16 protein-coding genes are annotated in these 15,635 nt (G+C 64.3%); 13 read left to right on the top strand and 3 right to left on the bottom strand.

The window, feature by feature from the left end:
* Positions 1 to 85 precede the first annotated feature (85 nt).
* Together BRA471DRAFT_RS05440 and BRA471DRAFT_RS05435 are read left to right on the top strand one after the other, a co-directional pair.
* Positions 86 to 868 (top strand): SDR family oxidoreductase, encoded by a 783-nt coding sequence (locus BRA471DRAFT_RS05440; protein ID WP_007605221.1) that lies wholly within the window; start codon positions 86 to 88, stop codon positions 866 to 868.
* Positions 865 to 1,854 carry an NADPH:quinone reductase gene (locus BRA471DRAFT_RS05435; RefSeq protein ID WP_007605220.1) on the top strand — a complete coding sequence of 330 codons (990 nt, stop codon included), beginning with the start codon at positions 865 to 867 and terminating at the stop codon, positions 1,852 to 1,854. The genes BRA471DRAFT_RS05440 and BRA471DRAFT_RS05435 overlap by 4 nt, the downstream gene beginning before the upstream one ends.
* Before the next feature lie 12 nt (positions 1,855 to 1,866).
* Here BRA471DRAFT_RS05435 and BRA471DRAFT_RS05430 read toward each other — a convergent pair whose 3' ends face one another.
* Positions 1,867 to 2,343: a DUF3775 domain-containing protein gene (locus BRA471DRAFT_RS05430; RefSeq protein ID WP_007605219.1), complete on the bottom strand. Its 477-nt coding sequence runs from the start codon at positions 2,341 to 2,343 to the stop codon at positions 1,867 to 1,869.
* A gap of 123 nt (positions 2,344 to 2,466) precedes the next feature.
* Between BRA471DRAFT_RS05430 and BRA471DRAFT_RS05425 the strand changes: the two genes are divergently transcribed.
* The 8 genes from BRA471DRAFT_RS05425 to BRA471DRAFT_RS05390 all read left to right on the top strand — a co-directional run bounded on the left by BRA471DRAFT_RS05425 (position 2,467) and on the right by BRA471DRAFT_RS05390 (position 11,235).
* Entirely contained in the window at positions 2,467 to 3,315 is an 849-nt protein-coding gene (locus BRA471DRAFT_RS05425; protein WP_007605218.1) for an MBL fold metallo-hydrolase, read from the top strand.
* Between the two features lie 256 nt (positions 3,316 to 3,571).
* Positions 3,572 to 4,414 (top strand): fumarylacetoacetate hydrolase family protein, encoded by an 843-nt coding sequence (locus BRA471DRAFT_RS05420; protein ID WP_007599594.1) that lies wholly within the window; start codon positions 3,572 to 3,574, stop codon positions 4,412 to 4,414.
* A 183-nt stretch (positions 4,415 to 4,597) separates the two neighbouring features.
* A complete protein-coding gene (locus BRA471DRAFT_RS05415; RefSeq protein WP_007605217.1) occupies positions 4,598 to 5,209 on the top strand; it encodes a glutathione S-transferase family protein in 612 nt (203 codons plus the stop codon).
* 22 nt (positions 5,210 to 5,231) lie between these two features.
* Complete coding sequence (locus BRA471DRAFT_RS05410) at positions 5,232 to 6,428, top strand: serine hydrolase (protein ID WP_245266043.1); 1,197 nt, start codon at positions 5,232 to 5,234, stop codon at positions 6,426 to 6,428.
* Between the two features lie 16 nt (positions 6,429 to 6,444).
* Positions 6,445 to 7,314: an MBL fold metallo-hydrolase gene (locus BRA471DRAFT_RS05405; protein ID WP_007605215.1), complete on the top strand. Its 870-nt coding sequence runs from the start codon at positions 6,445 to 6,447 to the stop codon at positions 7,312 to 7,314.
* A 25-nt stretch (positions 7,315 to 7,339) separates the two neighbouring features.
* Complete coding sequence (locus tag BRA471DRAFT_RS05400; RefSeq protein WP_007605214.1) at positions 7,340 to 8,491, top strand: alpha/beta fold hydrolase; 1,152 nt, start codon at positions 7,340 to 7,342, stop codon at positions 8,489 to 8,491.
* Between the two features lie 62 nt (positions 8,492 to 8,553).
* Positions 8,554 to 9,525 (top strand): iron exporter MbfA, encoded by a 972-nt coding sequence (gene mbfA, locus BRA471DRAFT_RS05395; RefSeq protein WP_007605213.1) that lies wholly within the window; start codon positions 8,554 to 8,556, stop codon positions 9,523 to 9,525.
* Positions 9,526 to 9,762: 237 nt separating this feature from the next.
* Positions 9,763 to 11,235, top strand: a complete 1,473-nt coding sequence (locus tag BRA471DRAFT_RS05390) for an amidase (RefSeq protein WP_007605211.1) — start codon at positions 9,763 to 9,765, stop codon at positions 11,233 to 11,235.
* A gap of 142 nt (positions 11,236 to 11,377) precedes the next feature.
* On the opposite strand, the gene BRA471DRAFT_RS05385 is transcribed toward BRA471DRAFT_RS05390, so the two are convergent.
* On the bottom strand, positions 11,378 to 11,860 hold the full coding sequence (locus BRA471DRAFT_RS05385) for a CinA family protein (RefSeq protein WP_007605209.1): 483 nt from the start codon (positions 11,858 to 11,860) through the stop codon (positions 11,378 to 11,380).
* Positions 11,861 to 12,023: 163 nt separating this feature from the next.
* Here BRA471DRAFT_RS05385 and BRA471DRAFT_RS05380 point away from each other — a divergent pair, with 163 nt between their 5' ends.
* The 3 genes from BRA471DRAFT_RS05380 to BRA471DRAFT_RS05370 are packed head-to-tail and all read left to right on the top strand — an operon-like array spanning position 12,024 to position 14,628.
* Positions 12,024 to 13,082 carry an amidohydrolase family protein gene (locus BRA471DRAFT_RS05380; protein WP_007605206.1) on the top strand — a complete coding sequence of 353 codons (1,059 nt, stop codon included), beginning with the start codon at positions 12,024 to 12,026 and terminating at the stop codon, positions 13,080 to 13,082.
* 23 nt (positions 13,083 to 13,105) lie between these two features.
* A complete protein-coding gene (locus BRA471DRAFT_RS05375; protein ID WP_007605198.1) occupies positions 13,106 to 14,215 on the top strand; it encodes an amidohydrolase family protein in 1,110 nt (369 codons plus the stop codon).
* Positions 14,215 to 14,628, top strand: coding sequence for a Rieske (2Fe-2S) protein (locus BRA471DRAFT_RS05370; RefSeq protein WP_007605196.1), 414 nt, complete (start codon positions 14,215 to 14,217; stop codon positions 14,626 to 14,628). Before BRA471DRAFT_RS05375 ends, BRA471DRAFT_RS05370 begins: the two co-directional genes overlap by 1 nt.
* A gap of 37 nt (positions 14,629 to 14,665) precedes the next feature.
* Here BRA471DRAFT_RS05370 and BRA471DRAFT_RS05365 read toward each other — a convergent pair whose 3' ends face one another.
* Positions 14,666 to 15,565: a transcriptional regulator GcvA gene (locus BRA471DRAFT_RS05365; protein WP_007605195.1), complete on the bottom strand. Its 900-nt coding sequence runs from the start codon at positions 15,563 to 15,565 to the stop codon at positions 14,666 to 14,668.
* Positions 15,566 to 15,635: the final 70 nt, after the last annotated feature.

Here is a 15,635-nt window from a genome sequence, read left to right as displayed (position 1 = left end):
GCGAGCCAATCCCTTATCAGCGGTGCCAAGGTTGGCTAGAATGGCGGCTTCTTAAAAACCTGCATGACATTACGGGAGTGAAACAGTGGATCTTGGGATCAAAGGCCGCCGCGCCATCGTCTGCGCATCCAGCAAAGGCCTCGGACGCGCCTGCGCCATCTCGCTGGCCGAGGCCGGCGTACACGTCACGCTGACCGCGCGCGGCGCCGAGGCCCTGAAGAAGACGGCCGACGACATTCGCAAGGCCTATCCTGATGTGACCGTGACCGAGATCGTCGGCGACATCACGACGCCGGCGGGCCGCGAGGCCGTGCTCAAGGCCTGCCCCGAGCCCGACATCCTGATCAACAATGCCGGCGGACCTCCGCCCGGCGATTTCCGCAACTGGACCCGCGACGACTGGATCAAGGCGATCGACGCCAACATGCTGACCCCGATCGAGCTGATCAAGTCGACGGTGGACGGCATGATGGCGCGCAAATTCGGCCGCATCGTCAACATCACCTCGGCGGCGGTGAAGGCGCCGATCGACATCCTCGGTCTCTCCAACGGCGCCCGCGCCGGCCTCACCGGCTTCATCGCCGGCCTGTCGCGCAAGACCGTGATCAACAACGTCACCATCAACGGCCTGCTGCCGGGCCCGTTCGAGACCGACCGCCTGCGCAGCACCGCGAAGGGGGAATCCGAGAAGCGCGGCATCACGCCGGACCAGGTTCTGGCCGAGCGCGCCAAGCTCAATCCCGCAGGCCGCTTCGGCGATCCCGAGGAGTTCGGCTATGCCTGCGCATTTCTGTGCGGCGCCAAGGCGGGCTTCATCACCGGACAGAACCTCCTGCTCGATGGCGGTGCCTTCCCGGGAACGCTGTGAGGGCGGTCTGGTACGAGGAGACAGGACCGGCGGCGGACGTCCTCACCTATGGTGAGATGGCGACGCCGGTCGCAGGTCCAGGCGAAGTTCGCATTCGCCTGGAAGCCTCCGGCGTCAATCCGGCCGATGTCGGCCGGCGCGGGGGCAGCTATCGCGCCAAGGAATTTTCGCGCGTCATTCCGAACAGCGATGGTGCGGGGTTTATCGACCAGATCGGCGATGGCGCGACGCGGTTCAAGATCGGCGACAGGGTCTGGCTGTTCAACGGCCAGCGCAACGGCCGCGCCTTTGGCACGGCGGCCGAACATATCGCGCTTGCCGAGCATCTGGTGACGCCGTTGCCGGACAATCTCTCTTTTGCGGAAGGCGCGACGCTGGGCATTCCCGCAATGACGGCGTGGTGCTCCCTGTTTGCAGACGGGCCGATCGTCGGCAAGTCGGTGCTGGTCACCGGCGGCGCCGGTGCAGTCGGGCATTACGCCGTGCAACTCGCGAAATGGGGCGGCGCGCAGGTGATCGCGACCGTCAGCTCGGCGATGAAGGGCGAGCAGGCGCGACAGGCTGGTGCCGATCTCGTGGTCAATTACAGGGACGAAGATGTCGTTGCCAAGGCCATGGCCTTCACCGGCGGACGCGGGCTCGACCACTTGGTCGATGTCGATTTCGGCGGCAACATCGCGACGACCCTGAAGTTGATGGCCATGAATTCGACAATCGCGGTCTACGCCACGAACGGCAACCGCACGCCGACCGTGCCGATGCGCGAGTTGATGGAGAAGTGCATCACGCTCCGCTCGCTCGTCTTGTTCGCGCTGCCGCCCGCGTTGCTTGCGGCGGCGCAGGCCGACATCTCGAAATGGCTGGCGGCGGGGCCGCGAATCCACAATGTCGCGGCGCAGTTTGCGCTGCCGGAGACGGCGCAGGCCCATGTCGCCGTCGAGAAGGGCGACAAGCTCGGCACCGTGATCGTCGACTGCACGCGCTGATATCGGCCGGGATCACCGCTGCTTGGTGATCTCGTCTTCGTCCCGCTGGCTCGGACTGGATGAATCGGCGACTGGGTTTCCGTCGGTCCAGTCGACGCCGAATTCATCGAGCCCGTCGGCGAGCAGGTCGCCCAGCATCGGCTCACCGAGCAGATAATGCGCCGTCTCGCGCCGGGGACTGCGATATTCGGCGCGCGCCTCCACGGCGCGTGCGCGCAGATCGTCCCAATCGTCGATCGTGCCGTCGCCGCGGCCGAGCCAGGTCAGCGTGACGAGATCGATCTGCTCGTCCTCGTTCATGGCCACGATGAAACTTCCGAGTTCGTTGACGACCGGATCGGAGCCGTCATCCTCGAGGACGTCGACCGCATCGTCATCCGTCGCATTCGAGCCGGAATCCGGATCGGAATCCGCCTGCTTGACGTCGAATTCACGCGCCTTTTCGATGATGAAGGCGACCTTCTCCGCGGAAATCGCAAGCTCTGGCATGGCTGGCCCTTTGTCTTTCCCTGGGTTCCCGCGATAACGCCGCACCGCGTCAGATGATCCATTGCGCCTGACGGCGAAACTGCGCATGTTCCCCGCCAAAGCAAGAACATGAGGATGCGCCGGATGCAGTGGAAGGTCGGCAGGGTCAAAATAACCAAGGTCGTGGAATTGGAGACGGTCGGCTCGACCCGCTTCATTCTGCCCTTGGCAAGCAATGCAGAAATCCAGAAGCTGCCCTGGCTGATCCCGCATTTCGCCACCGAAGAGGGCCGGCTGAAAATGTCGATCCATTCGCTGGTGGTGGAGACGCCGACGCGCCGCATCGTGGTCGATACCGGGCTTGGCAACGACAAGCAGGGCCGCAACGTCCCGACCTGGAACAATCGCACCACGCCATTCCTGGAGACGATGATTGCGGCGGGCTTTCCGCCCGAGAGCATCGATACCGTGCTGTGCACGCATCTTCATGTCGACCATGTCGGCTGGAACACGAAATGGGTCGACGGCAAATGGGTGCCGACCTTCCCTAACGCGCGCTATGTGTTCGGCAAGACCGAGTATGAGCATTGGCGCGACCACTCCACCGAGCCGGACAAGCAGGCCGTGTTTGGCGATTCCGTGAAGCCGATCGTCGATGCCGGCCGGGCCGAGTTGATCCCGAGCGACCACCGGCTCAGCGACGAGATCAGCATGATCCCGACCCCCGGCCACAGCCCCGGACATATGAGCATTCTGGTCCAGTCGGACGGCGAGCAGGGAGTGCTGACGGGCGACGTCGCCCATCATCCCTGCCAGATGGCGCATCTCGGCTGGTCCTCGACCGCGGATTCCGATCAGAGCCAATCGGCCGCGACGCGGCGCGAATTGTTCGGCCGGTTTGCCGACACCCCGACGCTGGTGATCGGCGGGCATTTTTCGGCCGGGCATATCAGGCGGGACGGGGACGCATTCAGGTTCGAGGCGCTGGGGTGAGCTCCGTGTCCCGGACGCGGTGCAACGTGCAACGTTGCGCCGCTGAGCCGGGACCCAGAATGCCGCAACATGGGCCCCGGCTCAGCAGCGCAGCATTTCATGCTGCGCAGCGTCCGGGGCACGAGACCCGCAAGCCGGCACATTCGCCCACCGAATCGAGAGGGCTGCAATGCGCCCTCTTTGAGCGGTTGAATTTCCCGCCGCCCTGTTCCATGAAGCTGTTCAACCGATCGGTCCATTCCAGGGAGAAACGAGAATGAAGCTTGTTCGTTATGGCGAGAAGGGTGCGGAAAAGCCCGGCCTGATCGACAAATCCGGCCAGTTGCGCGACCTGTCGGCGCATGTGAAGGACCTGACCGGCGAGGCCTATTCGCCCGAAAGCCTGAAGAAGCTGGCGGCGCTCGATCCCGCCTCGCTGCCCGCCGTCTCCGGCAAGCCGCGGTTCGGCGCCCCCGTCACCGGCATGTCGAAATTCGTGGCGATCGGCCTCAACTACAGCGACCACGCCAAGGAGACTGGCGCGGAGATCCCGAGCGAGCCGATCATTTTCATGAAGGCCAACACCTCGCTGTCCGGCCCGAACGACGCCGTCGAGAAGCCGCGCGGCTCGACCAAGCTGGACTGGGAAGTCGAGATCGCTGCGATCATCGGCACGCGCGCAAAATACGTCTCGGAAGCCGACGCGCTCAACCACGTCGCCGGCTACTGCGTCTGCAACGACGTCTCCGAGCGCGCCTTCCAGATCGAGCGCCTGGGTCAGTGGACCAAGGGCAAGTCGCACGACACGTTCGGCCCGCTCGGCCCCTGGCTCGCCACCAAGGACGAGATCAAGGACGTGCAGAACCTGCCGATGTGGCTCGACGTCAACGGCCAGCGCCGCCAGACCGGCTCGACCAAGACCATGATCTTCTCGATGGCCAAGTGCATCTCCTATGTCTCGCAGTTCATGACGCTGCTGCCGGGCGACATCATCACGACAGGCACCCCGCCCGGCGTCGGCCTCGGCATGAAGCCGCCGACCTTCCTCAATGTCGGCGACGTCATCACCCTCGGCATCGAGGGCCTCGGCGAGCAGCGGCAGGAGATCGTCGCGGCGTAAGCCGCGGCCCTCATCCTGAGGAGCGTGCAACGCGCGCGTCTCGAAGGATGTGCCAAGACCACGGTCGCCCGACGTTCACGCCGGGTGACGAGAGAGCGCCTCCCGTTGCCATCCTTCGAGACGCACGCCAAGCGGCGCGCTCCTCAGGATGAGGACTGTGTGTCTGGATAAAGGTTATTTCCCATGAAGCTCACCTTCTCCCCCGCCTCGCCCTTTGCCCGCAAGGTGCGCATTGCCGCGATCGAGCTTGGGTTGATCGACAAGATCGAGTTCACGCCGGCAGCAGTCGCGCCGGGCACGGCCAACGAGGACTATTCGAAGATCACGCCGCTGAAGAAGCTGCCGGTGCTGATCACCAATGACGGCGATGTCATCCTGGACTCCTACGTCATCGTCGAATACCTCAACGAGATGGCTGGCGGCAGCCTGATCCCCGATTACGGTCCGCGGCGCTGGAAGGCCAAGACCAATCATGCCCTGATCAACGGCATGCTCGATTCCATGCTGCTGTGCCGCTACGAGAAGATGGTGCGGCCGCAGGGCCTGCAATGGCAGGCGTGGTCCGACGACCACTGGAACCGGGCCTGGACCGGCATGGCCCGCTTCGAGAACATGCCTGAAGTGCTGAGCGGCCCGTTCGACATCTCGCAGATCGGCCTGGTCTGCGTGCTCGGCTATGCCGACTTCCGCTTCGCCGATTGCGGCTGGCGCAAGGCCTATCCGAAGCTCGACGCCTTCCACCAGAAAATGCTGGAGCGGCCCTCGGTGAAGATCTCGGTGCCGCCCGCGGCGTAGTATCGCGACGGCGGGGAGAAGGATGATGCGCGATCGCTTCCCCGGCCTCGGTATTCTCGGCGCGAGCCTCGTGCTCGCGTTGACCGTCTCAGCCACTCCCGTGCGAGCCGACGGCACGGTGCCTGGACAGCGAAACTTCGCCTGCGAACCGCCATCGTCAACCGACGACGGCTGGACGACTGCGCCGCCCGACAGCGTCGGCATGGACGGCGCACAACTCTGCGGGATCGCCGCTCGACTCGAACAACGCGCGACTTCGGTCCATTCGGTTGTCGTCGCGCGCCACGGCAAGCTCGTCTTCGAGCAATACTTCGCCGGCTACGACCAACCCTGGGGACAACCGGAAGGCCAGCACGAGTTCACCGCGACGACGAAGCACGACATGCGTTCGGCGTCGAAGAGCGTCGTTTCGCTGCTCGTCGGCATCGCGATCGATCGCAAGCTGATCGAAGGCGTCGACGAGCCTGTGCTCAAGTTCTTCCCCGACCATCAGGCGGTGAAGCAGGCGGGCTGGGAGGCCATCACGCTGCGCCATCTGCTGACGATGTCCTCGGGAATGAAATGGGACGAGGCGCGGGCATGGACCGATCCGAACAATGACGAGCCGCATCTCGGCTTTGAAGTCGATCCGATCGGCTATGTGTTCGCAAGGCCGATCACCGCACCGCCGGACATGCTCTGGACCTATAATGGCGGCGGGACTGAACTGCTCGGCAACATCCTCGAACGCGTCTCCGGCAAGCCGCTGGAGACGTTTGCGCGTGAGGTGCTGTTCCAGCCGCTCGGGATCACCGATTTCGAGTGGAAGGCCTACTCGAAGAACGGCAAGATCGCGGCGGCCGCCGGCCTGCGCTTGCGTCCGCGAGATGCCGCCAAGCTCGGCCAGATCGTGCTTAATGGCGGGCAGTGGAATGGCCAGCAGATCGTCTCGGCCGAGTGGATCGTGCAATCGACGACGCCACGATTCCAGGCGATCGGCAATTTCGGCAGCACACTGTTCTATGGCTATCAGTGGTGGATGGGCCGCTCGCTGGCCGGCGGGAGGGAAATCAATTGGGTTGGCGCCTTTGGCTGGGGCGGACAACGCATTTTCATCGTGCCCGAGCTTGATCTCGTCATGATGACCACTGCTGCCCAATACGGCCAGCCGAAGGAAGGGCTCGCCGCGATCGACGTCCTCTCCAACATCGTCATTCCGTCCGTGCGTGACGCACGCTGAGTGCAAGGAAGCGAGCATGAGCCTCAAATACGCGGTCGGCGATCTCACCATCGATCGCATCATCGAGCAGGAAACGTCGTTCGTGCCGGCGCTGGAGATGCTGCCGGGACTGACACCGGAGCTGCTGGCCGAGAACCGGGCGTGGATGAGGGAGGCGAAAGCCCTGGATGACAGCGATACATTGATGCTGTGCTTCCAGTCCTATGTGATCAAGACGCCGCATCACACCATTCTGGTCGACAGCTGCATCGGCAACGACAAGCCGCGGCCGCAGCGTCCGAAATGGAACATGAAGACCGACGACACCTATCTGAGCGGGCTCGCCGCCGCAGGTTTCTCAGTCAACGACATCGATTTCGTGATGTGCACGCATCTGCATGTCGATCACGTCGGCTGGAACACGCGGCTGGAGAACGGCCGCTGGGTGCCGACCTTCCCGAAAGCGCGCTACGTCTTCGCCAAGCAGGAATTCGACCACTGGACCGAGCAGAACGCGAAGGCGGAGGTGCCGCCCTTCGCCGACAGCGTGCTGCCGGTGGTCGAGGCCAAACGCCACGAACTCGTCGGCAACGATCACCAAATCGGCGATCACGTTCGCATCCTGCCGACGCCGGGCCACACGCCGGGCCATATCGCCATCACGATGGGCCACGGCAAGGACGACGCCGTGTTCTCCGGCGACCTCATGCACTCGCCGATCCAGACGCTCTATCCGGAGCTGTCGGTCAAGTTCGACCTCGATCAGGCCAAGGCGGCAACGACGCGCCGCAGCTTCCTGGAACGCTATTGCGACACCGACACGCTGTGCTGCACCGCGCATTTCCCGTCGCCGTCGGTTGGGAAAATCCGGCGCAAGGGCAGCGGCTTCGTCTGCGCGGCGGCGTAGCGATTCCACCGAGTGGAGAGACACGATGACAGCGCTCCCCGAGATCCCGCTCCCCGCCGGCATTCGCTCACGCTATGTCGACGACATCAACGGCCTGCGCATGCACGTGCTGGAGGCCGGCTTTGAGACCAAGGGGCGGCCCTGCATCCTGCTGCTGCACGGCTTTCCGGAGCTCGCCTTCTCCTGGCGCAAGGTGATGCCGGCGCTCAGCTCGGCCGGCTATCACGTGATCGCGCCGGACCAGCGCGGCTATGGCCGGACGACGGGATGGAGCGCGGAGTACGACGGCGACCTCGCGCCGTTTTCGCTCTTCAACCTGGTGCGGGATGCGCTCGGGCTGGTGTCGGCGTTCGGCTACAGGCAGGTCGATGTGGTCGGACATGATTTCGGCAGTCCGGTCGCCGCCTGGTGCGCGCTGATGCGGCCTGACGTGTTTCGTTCGGTCGCGATGATGAGCGCGCCGTTCGGCGGAGCGCCGCCGCTGCCGTTCAACACGGTCGACGCGCCGGCAAAGCCACCGGCCGAAGACCCCGTGCATCGCGAGCTCGCGGCCTTGCCGCGCCCACGCAAGCATTATCAATGGTACTATGCGACACGCCCGGCCAATGCCGATATGCACCGCGCGCCGCAGGGCGTGCATGATTTCCTGCGCGCCTATTATCATCACAAGAGCGCGGACTGGACCGACAACAAGCCATATCCGCTGAAATCGTGGTCGGCGAACGAGTTGGCGAAGCTGCCGACCTATTATGTGATGGACCTGAACGAGACCATGGCCGAGACGGTCGCGAAAGAGATGCCCTCGCCGGCCGCGATCGCGGCCAATCAATGGCTCCCCGATCGCGAGCTCGCCTACTACAGCGCCGAATATGGTCGCACCGGATTCCAGGGCGGCCTGCAATGGTATCGCTGCGGCACATCGGGTGCATTCAACAGCCAGCTCGAATTGTTGGCCGGCCGCAATATCGACGTCCCCTCCTGCTTCATCTCGGGCAAGCAGGATTGGGGCACCTATCAGCGTCCCGGCGTGTTCGAGGCGATGCAGGCGCGAACCTGTACGAAGCTGCTCGGCTGCCACCTTGTCGACGGCGCCGGTCACTGGGTGCAGCAGGAGCAGCCGGCCGAGGTGAGCCGCCTGCTGCTCGATTTCCTGGCGAAGAGCCGCGGCGTGATTTGACCCGGGAACTTCGGCGCCCTATATAGTTTAGAATTATTCTAAACTAATCAGACAGGGCCGCCGTGAAGAATTTTGCCGATCTGACCGAGCGCGAGGTGCTTGCTGTCGCGATCTCCTCCGAGGAGGAGGACAGCCGCATCTATATGAGCTTCGCCGAGGACTTGAAGGAGCGCTATCCGGACTCGGCCAAGATCTTCGAGCAGATGGCCGAGGAAGAGCGCGGCCATCGTCACATGCTGCTGGAAATGTACGAGCAGCGCTTCGGTCCGCATTTGCCCCCGATCCGCCGCGAGGACGTCAAAGGATTCCTGCGCCGTCGTCCGGTCTGGCTCACCAAAAACCTGCCGCTCGACACCGTCCGCAGGGAAGTCGAGACAATGGAATTGCAGGCCGAGCGCTTTTACGTGAAGGCCGCCGAGCAGGCGCAGGATGTCGGCGTGCGCCGCCTGCTCGGCGATCTGGCCGAAGCCGAGAAAGGCCACGAAGAGGTGGCGGCGAAGCTGACGGACCAGATCCTGAGTTCAGACGTGCGCGCCGAGGAAGACCGAACCAACCGGCGCATGTTCGTGTTGCAATATGTGCAGCCAGGTCTCGCCGGCCTGATGGACGGCTCGGTTTCGACGCTGGCGCCGCTGTTTGCGGCTGCCTTCGCCACGCATCAGAACTGGCAAACGTTTCTGGTCGGCCTCGCCGCCTCGATCGGCGCCGGCATCAGCATGGGTTTTGCGGAGGCGCTGTCGGACGACGGCTCGCTCACCGGTCGCGGTTCGCCCTGGCTGCGCGGTCTCACCTGCGGCTTGATGACCACGCTCGGCGGGCTTGGGCACACGCTGCCCTATCTCGTGCCCGATCGCTGGGCCAACGCATTCTGGATCGCGACCGGAATTGCCGGAATTGTCGTGTTCTTCGAATTGTGGGCGATCGCCTTCATCCGCGCGCGCTACATGGACACGCCGTTCCTCCAGGCCGTGTTCCAGATCGTGCTCGGCGGCGCGATCGTGCTCGCGGTGGGGATATTGATCGGAGCGGCGTAGGCTTCCCTCTCGGTGTCATGCCCCGCGAGGCGGGGCATCCAGTACGCCGCGGCCTCTCCGTGTCCGATCGGCCTCGCTGGAATACTGGATCGCCCGGTCAAGCCGGGCGATGACTGCGAGTGGTTGCTTGGCTCGCCGCGTTCCGCTTTGCTCACATGTCAATCGCGATCAAGCGGCGGTTGCGGTGCTGGGCCAAACTGCGCATCATCGTTCGACAATAAGAACAGGAGATGCGCCATGGCCAAATCCGAATGGAGCTTCAAGAGCGCGGTCGAGCTGTCGGCCGCGTTGACCGCGAAGAAGGTCTCGTCGGTCGAGCTCACCCAGGATGCGATCGACCGCATCGAACGGCACGACGGCAAGGTCAACGCGATCTGCATTCGGGATTTCGACCGTGCGCTGGGCGCCGCGCGTGAGGCGGACGCCGCATTGGCGCGCGGCGAGCGCAAGCCGCTGCTCGGCCTGCCGATGACGATCAAGGAATCCTTCAACATCGGCGGCCTGCCGACGACCTGGGGATTCGTGCCGCAGAAGGATTTCAAGCCCGCTGAGGACGCCCTGGCGGTCGCGCGTATCAGGCAGGCCGGCGGGGTCATCCTCGGCAAGACTAACGTGCCGGTGGGACTGGGCGACTGGCAGAGCTACAACGACATCTATGGCACCACGAACAACCCCTATGATCTCGGCCGCACACCGGGTGGATCCTCCGGAGGATCGTCGGCAGCCCTCGCCGCGGGCTATTGCGCGCTCGCGACCGGCTCCGACATCGGAGGCTCCCTGCGTGTGCCCGCTTTTCATTGCGGCATCTTCGCCCACAAGCCGACCATCAATCTCTGCCCCGCGCGCGGCGAGACCCCGCCGCCGTTTCCAGCAATTCCGCGCGAGGGCGACCTCGCCGTCATCGGTCCGATGGCACGCACGGCAGCAGATCTGTCCTTGCTGCTCGACGTCATGGCCGGACCGGACCCGCTGGACGCCGGTGTCGCCTACAAGCTCGACTTGCCCGTTGCGCGGCATCAATCATTGCGGGACTTTCGTGTCCTGATGATCGACAGCCACCCGCTGCTGCCAACCGACCGGGACGTCCGTGGCGCGATCGATAGGCTCGCCACCGATCTGTCGAAGGCCAGCGTGACGATCGCCCGCGAGAGCGTCCAGTTCGTGGACTTCGCGGAGACGTCGCGGCTCTACATGCGCATGCTGCTGAGCTTTCTCGGCGCATTCTTCCCGCCGGCGGAGTTTGCGGATTCACAGACCCGGGCGAGTCAGCTTGCGCCCGAGGATCGCAGCCTCAGTGCGGAGCGGCTGCGCGGCATCACCGCGAGCCACCGCGCCTGGGTACTCGACGCTGGCGCCCGAGCTGGCCTGCGCGCGCAATGGCGCGCGCTGTTCAAAAGCTTCGACGCGGTCATCTGCCCGATCCTGCCGACGCCGGCCTTTCCGCATGACCATTCGCCGCAGCAGGACCTGCGACTCATCAGCATCGACGGCAAGGACTATCCATATTCGGATCAGCTCGCCTGGCCCGGCCTTGCGACGCTTCCCGGCCTGCCGGCAACGGCCGTTCCGCTCGGCCTGTCGAAGGACGGCCTGCCGGTCGGCGTGCAAATCATCGGGCCCTTCCTCGAGGACCGCACACCGCTGAAGCTCGCCGAGCTGATCGAACGCGAGTTCGGCGGGTTCGTGCCGCCGCCCCTATTCAATGACTAGTCCTTCGCGTCATTGCGAGGAGCACTTGCGACGAAGCAATCCAGAAATCCGCCCGCGGCAACAATCTGGATTGCTTCGCTTCGCTCGCAATGACGGGCAAAACAACTACTGGATCTGGCGCGATGCTTCGCACGCCGCGAGGTCACCGCTCCAGATTCTTCAGCAGCAATTTCAGCGCTGTCGTTGCAAACATCTGCATATTGGCCAAGCGGTCATTGCCGCCCGTCTCCAGCGTCATGACCTCGACTGCGGGCCCGGCGACCGCCATGCAGCTGTGGCCCGCCGCATCGCCATAGCGATTACCAGTGGGACCGGCGGCGCCGGTCTCGGACAGACCCCAATCGCAATTGAAGCGGCTGCGCATCCGCTCGGCCAGCAATTGAGCGTAGGGCTCCGACGAAGAACGAAAGCCCTTCATTCCTTCGTCCGAAATATCCATCAGCACGCGCCTGGCATCGCGGGTGTAGACCACGGCGCCGCCGAGGAAATAGGCCGACGCGCCGGGCACCGCGAGAAGGCTGGCCGAGATCAGGCCGCCGGTCGAGGATTCCGCCACGGCAATGGTCTGTTTGCGCGCGATCAGTTTCGCTGCGACCTGTTCCGCAATGCCGACGAGCTCTTTCATGTCCTGTACCTCTGATCCTCGCAACCGAGCTGTGCCTTCCTAGCATATGGCAGCGCCGTTGGCCGAGTTGCGGACGACGGGCAGGCCTGCTTCAATGGCAGGCGCAAGACGGCGCGGGCAAGCGCTGCGCAAACCGCAAGAGGAAACGTAAAAGGGAGACGTCATGGCGTCCCTGATCGCCGGCGGGGTGGATTGCGATGTGCATCCGGCCGTGCCGCATCTGACCAGCCTGCTGCCGTACCTGAACGACTATTGGCGCGATCAGGTGACGACGCGCGGCATGGTCGATCTCATCTCGCAATCCTACCCGCAGAACTCGCCGATCACGGCGCGGCCCGACTGGCGCCCCGAAAGCGGCAAGCCGGGCGAGAGCCTTGCGGACATGCAGCGCCATGTGCTCGATCCCTTTCAGCTCTCCCATGCCATCTGCAATCCGCTCTACGGCGTGCAGATGGTGTTTTCCGAGGATCTGCAGGCCGCGTTCTGCCGCGCACTGAATGACTGGCTCGTGAAGGAATGGCTCGATCGCGATCAGCGGCTGCGCGGCTCGATCGTGATCCCCACCCAAAGCGTCGAGAAGGCGGTCGCCGAGATCGAGCGCTGTGCGACGGACCGCCGCTTCGTGCAGGTGCTGATGCTGGTGATGGGCGATACGCCGCTCGGCAAGCGCGCGCTCTGGCCGATCTACGAGGCGGCGGAACGGCTGGACCTGCCGATCGGCATTCATGCGGGTTCCGCCTATCACAATCCGCCGACCGCCGTGGGCTGGGGTTCCTACCACATCGAGGATTATGCCGGTCAGGCCCAGGCGTTCCAGACCCAGCTCACCAGCCTGATCGTCGAGGGCGTGTTCGCCAAATATCCGTTGCTGAAGATGGTGATGCTGGAGTCCGGAGTGTCCTGGATCTCCCCCTTTCTGTGGCGCCTGCACAAGTTCTGGCGTGGGGTGCGGATGGAGACGCCGTGGGTTGATCGCGCGCCGCTGGAGATTGTGCGCAGCAACATCCGCTTCTCGTTACAGCCGTTCGATGCGCCGCCCGACGAGGCGACATTAATTCGCCTGTTTGATCATATGCAGTCGGACGAATTGGTCCTATTCTCCACCGACTATCCGCACTGGCAGTTCGACGGCCAGGAGGCGCTGCCCGCAGGTCTCACCCCCGATCTCGTGCGCAAGATCATGATCGATAATCCGCATGCGACCTATCCCCGCCTGACTTAGCCGCTGCCAAAGGAGGCAAGGCGATGAATATTCAGTTCCGCGAAAGCTCCGAAGCCGCTTCCCCATTGGCCGTCAAAACCGCGATCGCGGACTGCGACATCCATCCGGCACGCGCGACCCGCGCCGAGCTCTATCCCTACCTGGCCAAACGCTGGCAGCATCATCTCGAGGTCTACGGCGTCCATGCCTATCAGGGCATGATGGAAGGTCCGCCCTATCCGAAGGCCCAGCCCAACGCCTCGCGCCGCGACGCCTATCCGCCGGAAGGCGGGCCGCAGGGCTCCTCGCTGTCCTTCATGCAGAAGCAACTGCTCGATCCCAACAACGTGCAGCTCGGCGTGCTCAATCCGCTCAACACCGGGCAAGGCATCCGCAACCACGAGCTTTCGGCCGCCTTGTGCTCGGCGATCAACGATTGGCAGATCGACAAATGGACCAGCAAGGACAAGCGGCTGAAGGCGTCCATCGTCGTCGGCAATGAGGACGGGCTGTCGGCCGCAGCCGAAATCCGCGAGCGCGCCGGCGACAAGAATTTCGTGCAGGTGCTGCTGCTCAGCCGCAATGTCGAGCCGCTCGGCCAGCGTCGCTACTGGCCGATCTATCAGGCCGCGGAAGAGGCCGGCCTTCCCGTCGGCGTCCACGCCTTCGGCTTCGGCGGCAACCCGATCACGCCGTCGGGCTGGCCCTCCTATTACATCGAGGAGATGGTCGGCCATTCGCAGTGCCAGCAATCGGCGCTCGCGAGCCTCGTGCTGGAGGGCGTGTTCGAGCGCTTCCCGAAGTTGAAGATGGTGATGATCGAGGCCGGCTTCGGCTGGGCACCGTCGCTGGCGTGGCGGCTCGACAAGGTCTGGCAGCGGCTGCGCAGCGAGGTGCCGCATGTCAAACGGCCGCCGTCCGAATATATCCGCGAGCAGGTGTGGTGGACGACGCAGCCGATGGAGGATCCGGAGCGGCGCGAGGATCTGTTCGATGTCATCAAGTGGATCGGCTGGGACCGGCTGCTGTTCGCCACCGACTATCCGCATTGGGATTACGACGAGCCGTCGCGCGTGCTGCCCCCAGGCGTCAGCGACGATGACCGCGAGGCCTTCTATCTGGGCAATGCGAAGAAGCTGTACGGGATCAGTTGATGGCGCGGCATGTGATTGCCGCGGTCGATGAGCTTCCGCCCGGCACGCGAAAATTTCTGGAGATCGACGGACGGCCGATCGCGGTCTTCAACATCAAGGGTGAATATTTCGGCCTGATGAACCGCTGCCCGCATCAGGGCGCGGCGCTGTGCGAGGGACCGCTGATCGGGCTCGCGCAATCGAAGGATCCGGGCGAGATCGAATACACCAAGCTCGGCGAGATCATTCGCTGCCCCTGGCATGGCTGGGAGTTCGACATCCGAACCGGCCAGTCCTATTGCGACCCCCGCCGCTTCCGCGTGAAGGCCTACCCGGCCCATGTCGAGCCGGGTACGAGCGTGGTGAAGGGGCCGTACGTTGCCGAGACAATTCCGGTGAAAGTCGAGAGCGATTACGTCGTGGTGGACCTGTAGCGAGAAGCAGGTGGCGCGGACATGCGCCGGCACGATCTCAGGCTTTATTCTGCGTTGCAGCGATCATCCAGTCGCGGAATGCGGCGAGCTTCGGCGCCTCGCGGCGGCCCTCCGGCGCGACCAGGTAGAAGCCGGCATCGGCCGGCAGCGCGATCTTGAAGGGGACGACCAGCCGGCCCTTTGCGATGTCGTCCCGGACGTAGGAGGTCCGCCCCATCGCCACGCCGATGCCGTCGATCGCAGCCTGGATGGTCATGAAGATCATGTCGAAGGTGATGCCGGGCTGCCTGGCGATGTCGGCCGGCTGACCCGCCGCCGTCAACCACAGCCGCCAGTCGTCGCTGTTGGCATTGGAGGTGTGCAGCAGCATGTGGCTCTTGAGGTCCTCGGGACAGCGCAAAGGCTTGTCACCGCGCAAGAGAGACGGGCTGCAGACCGGAAACAGCTCGTCCGCCATCAGCCAGTCGGCGCGCAGACCCGGCCATTGGCCGCGGCCGTAGCGGATCGCGGCATCGACATTGTCGCGCTGGAAGTCGACGAGGCCGGTCGAGGTGGTGATGCGGACGTCGATGCCGGGATGGTGCTCCTGGAAATCGGTCAGCCGCGGCAGCAGCCATTTTGCGGCAAGCGAAGCCAGCGTCGAGACCGTCAGCACCTTGTCGTCGTCCTTGCGCAGCAGCCGGTCGGTGGCGAGGCGAAGGTCGTTGAAGGCGGCGCGGACGCCGGGCAAATAGTCGCGCGCCTCCGGCGTCAGCGCCAGCGCGCGGTTCTGCCGGACGAACAGGCGGATGCCGAGCTCCTCTTCGAGCCTGCGGATCTGATGGCTGATCGCGGTCTGGGTCACGTTCAGCTCGGACGCCGCCAGCGTGAAACTCAGATGGCGCGCGGCGGCCTCAAAGGCCCGCAATCCGTTCAGGGAGGGCAATCTGGCAGTCATCTGGCAGCAGGAAGCATGACGTTATTTCATGCGAAAGAGTACAAATTGTCGTTTGTCGCAGCGCATCGGC

The sequence above is a fragment of the Bradyrhizobium sp. WSM471 genome, assembly GCF_000244915.1.
In the GTDB taxonomy this organism is placed as follows: domain Bacteria; phylum Pseudomonadota; class Alphaproteobacteria; order Rhizobiales; family Xanthobacteraceae; genus Bradyrhizobium.
The sequence above is the reverse complement of the archived record's forward strand: the minus strand, read 5'-3'. Positions and strand labels throughout refer to the sequence as shown.

What these genes read in the sequence shown, in the direction of transcription:
- BRA471DRAFT_RS05385 (WP_007605209.1), bottom strand. Translation starts at nt 11,860, where the DNA reads ATGAAAGAGCTCGTCGGCATTGCGGAACAGGTCGCAGCGAAACTGATC.
- BRA471DRAFT_RS05410 (WP_245266043.1), top strand. Translation starts at nt 5,232, where the DNA reads ATGATGCGCGATCGCTTCCCCGGCCTCGGTATTCTCGGCGCGAGCCTC.
- BRA471DRAFT_RS05405 (WP_007605215.1), top strand. Translation starts at nt 6,445, where the DNA reads ATGAGCCTCAAATACGCGGTCGGCGATCTCACCATCGATCGCATCATC.
- BRA471DRAFT_RS05415 (WP_007605217.1), top strand. Translation starts at nt 4,598, where the DNA reads ATGAAGCTCACCTTCTCCCCCGCCTCGCCCTTTGCCCGCAAGGTGCGC.
- BRA471DRAFT_RS05390 (WP_007605211.1), top strand. Translation starts at nt 9,763, where the DNA reads ATGGCCAAATCCGAATGGAGCTTCAAGAGCGCGGTCGAGCTGTCGGCC.
- BRA471DRAFT_RS05370 (WP_007605196.1), top strand. Translation starts at nt 14,215, where the DNA reads ATGGCGCGGCATGTGATTGCCGCGGTCGATGAGCTTCCGCCCGGCACG.
- BRA471DRAFT_RS05365 (WP_007605195.1), bottom strand. Translation starts at nt 15,565, where the DNA reads ATGACTGCCAGATTGCCCTCCCTGAACGGATTGCGGGCCTTTGAGGCC.
- BRA471DRAFT_RS05425 (WP_007605218.1), top strand. Translation starts at nt 2,467, where the DNA reads ATGCAGTGGAAGGTCGGCAGGGTCAAAATAACCAAGGTCGTGGAATTG.
- BRA471DRAFT_RS05380 (WP_007605206.1), top strand. Translation starts at nt 12,024, where the DNA reads ATGGCGTCCCTGATCGCCGGCGGGGTGGATTGCGATGTGCATCCGGCC.
- BRA471DRAFT_RS05430 (WP_007605219.1), bottom strand. Translation starts at nt 2,343, where the DNA reads ATGCCAGAGCTTGCGATTTCCGCGGAGAAGGTCGCCTTCATCATCGAA.
- BRA471DRAFT_RS05420 (WP_007599594.1), top strand. Translation starts at nt 3,572, where the DNA reads ATGAAGCTTGTTCGTTATGGCGAGAAGGGTGCGGAAAAGCCCGGCCTG.
- BRA471DRAFT_RS05375 (WP_007605198.1), top strand. Translation starts at nt 13,106, where the DNA reads ATGAATATTCAGTTCCGCGAAAGCTCCGAAGCCGCTTCCCCATTGGCC.
- BRA471DRAFT_RS05400 (WP_007605214.1), top strand. Translation starts at nt 7,340, where the DNA reads ATGACAGCGCTCCCCGAGATCCCGCTCCCCGCCGGCATTCGCTCACGC.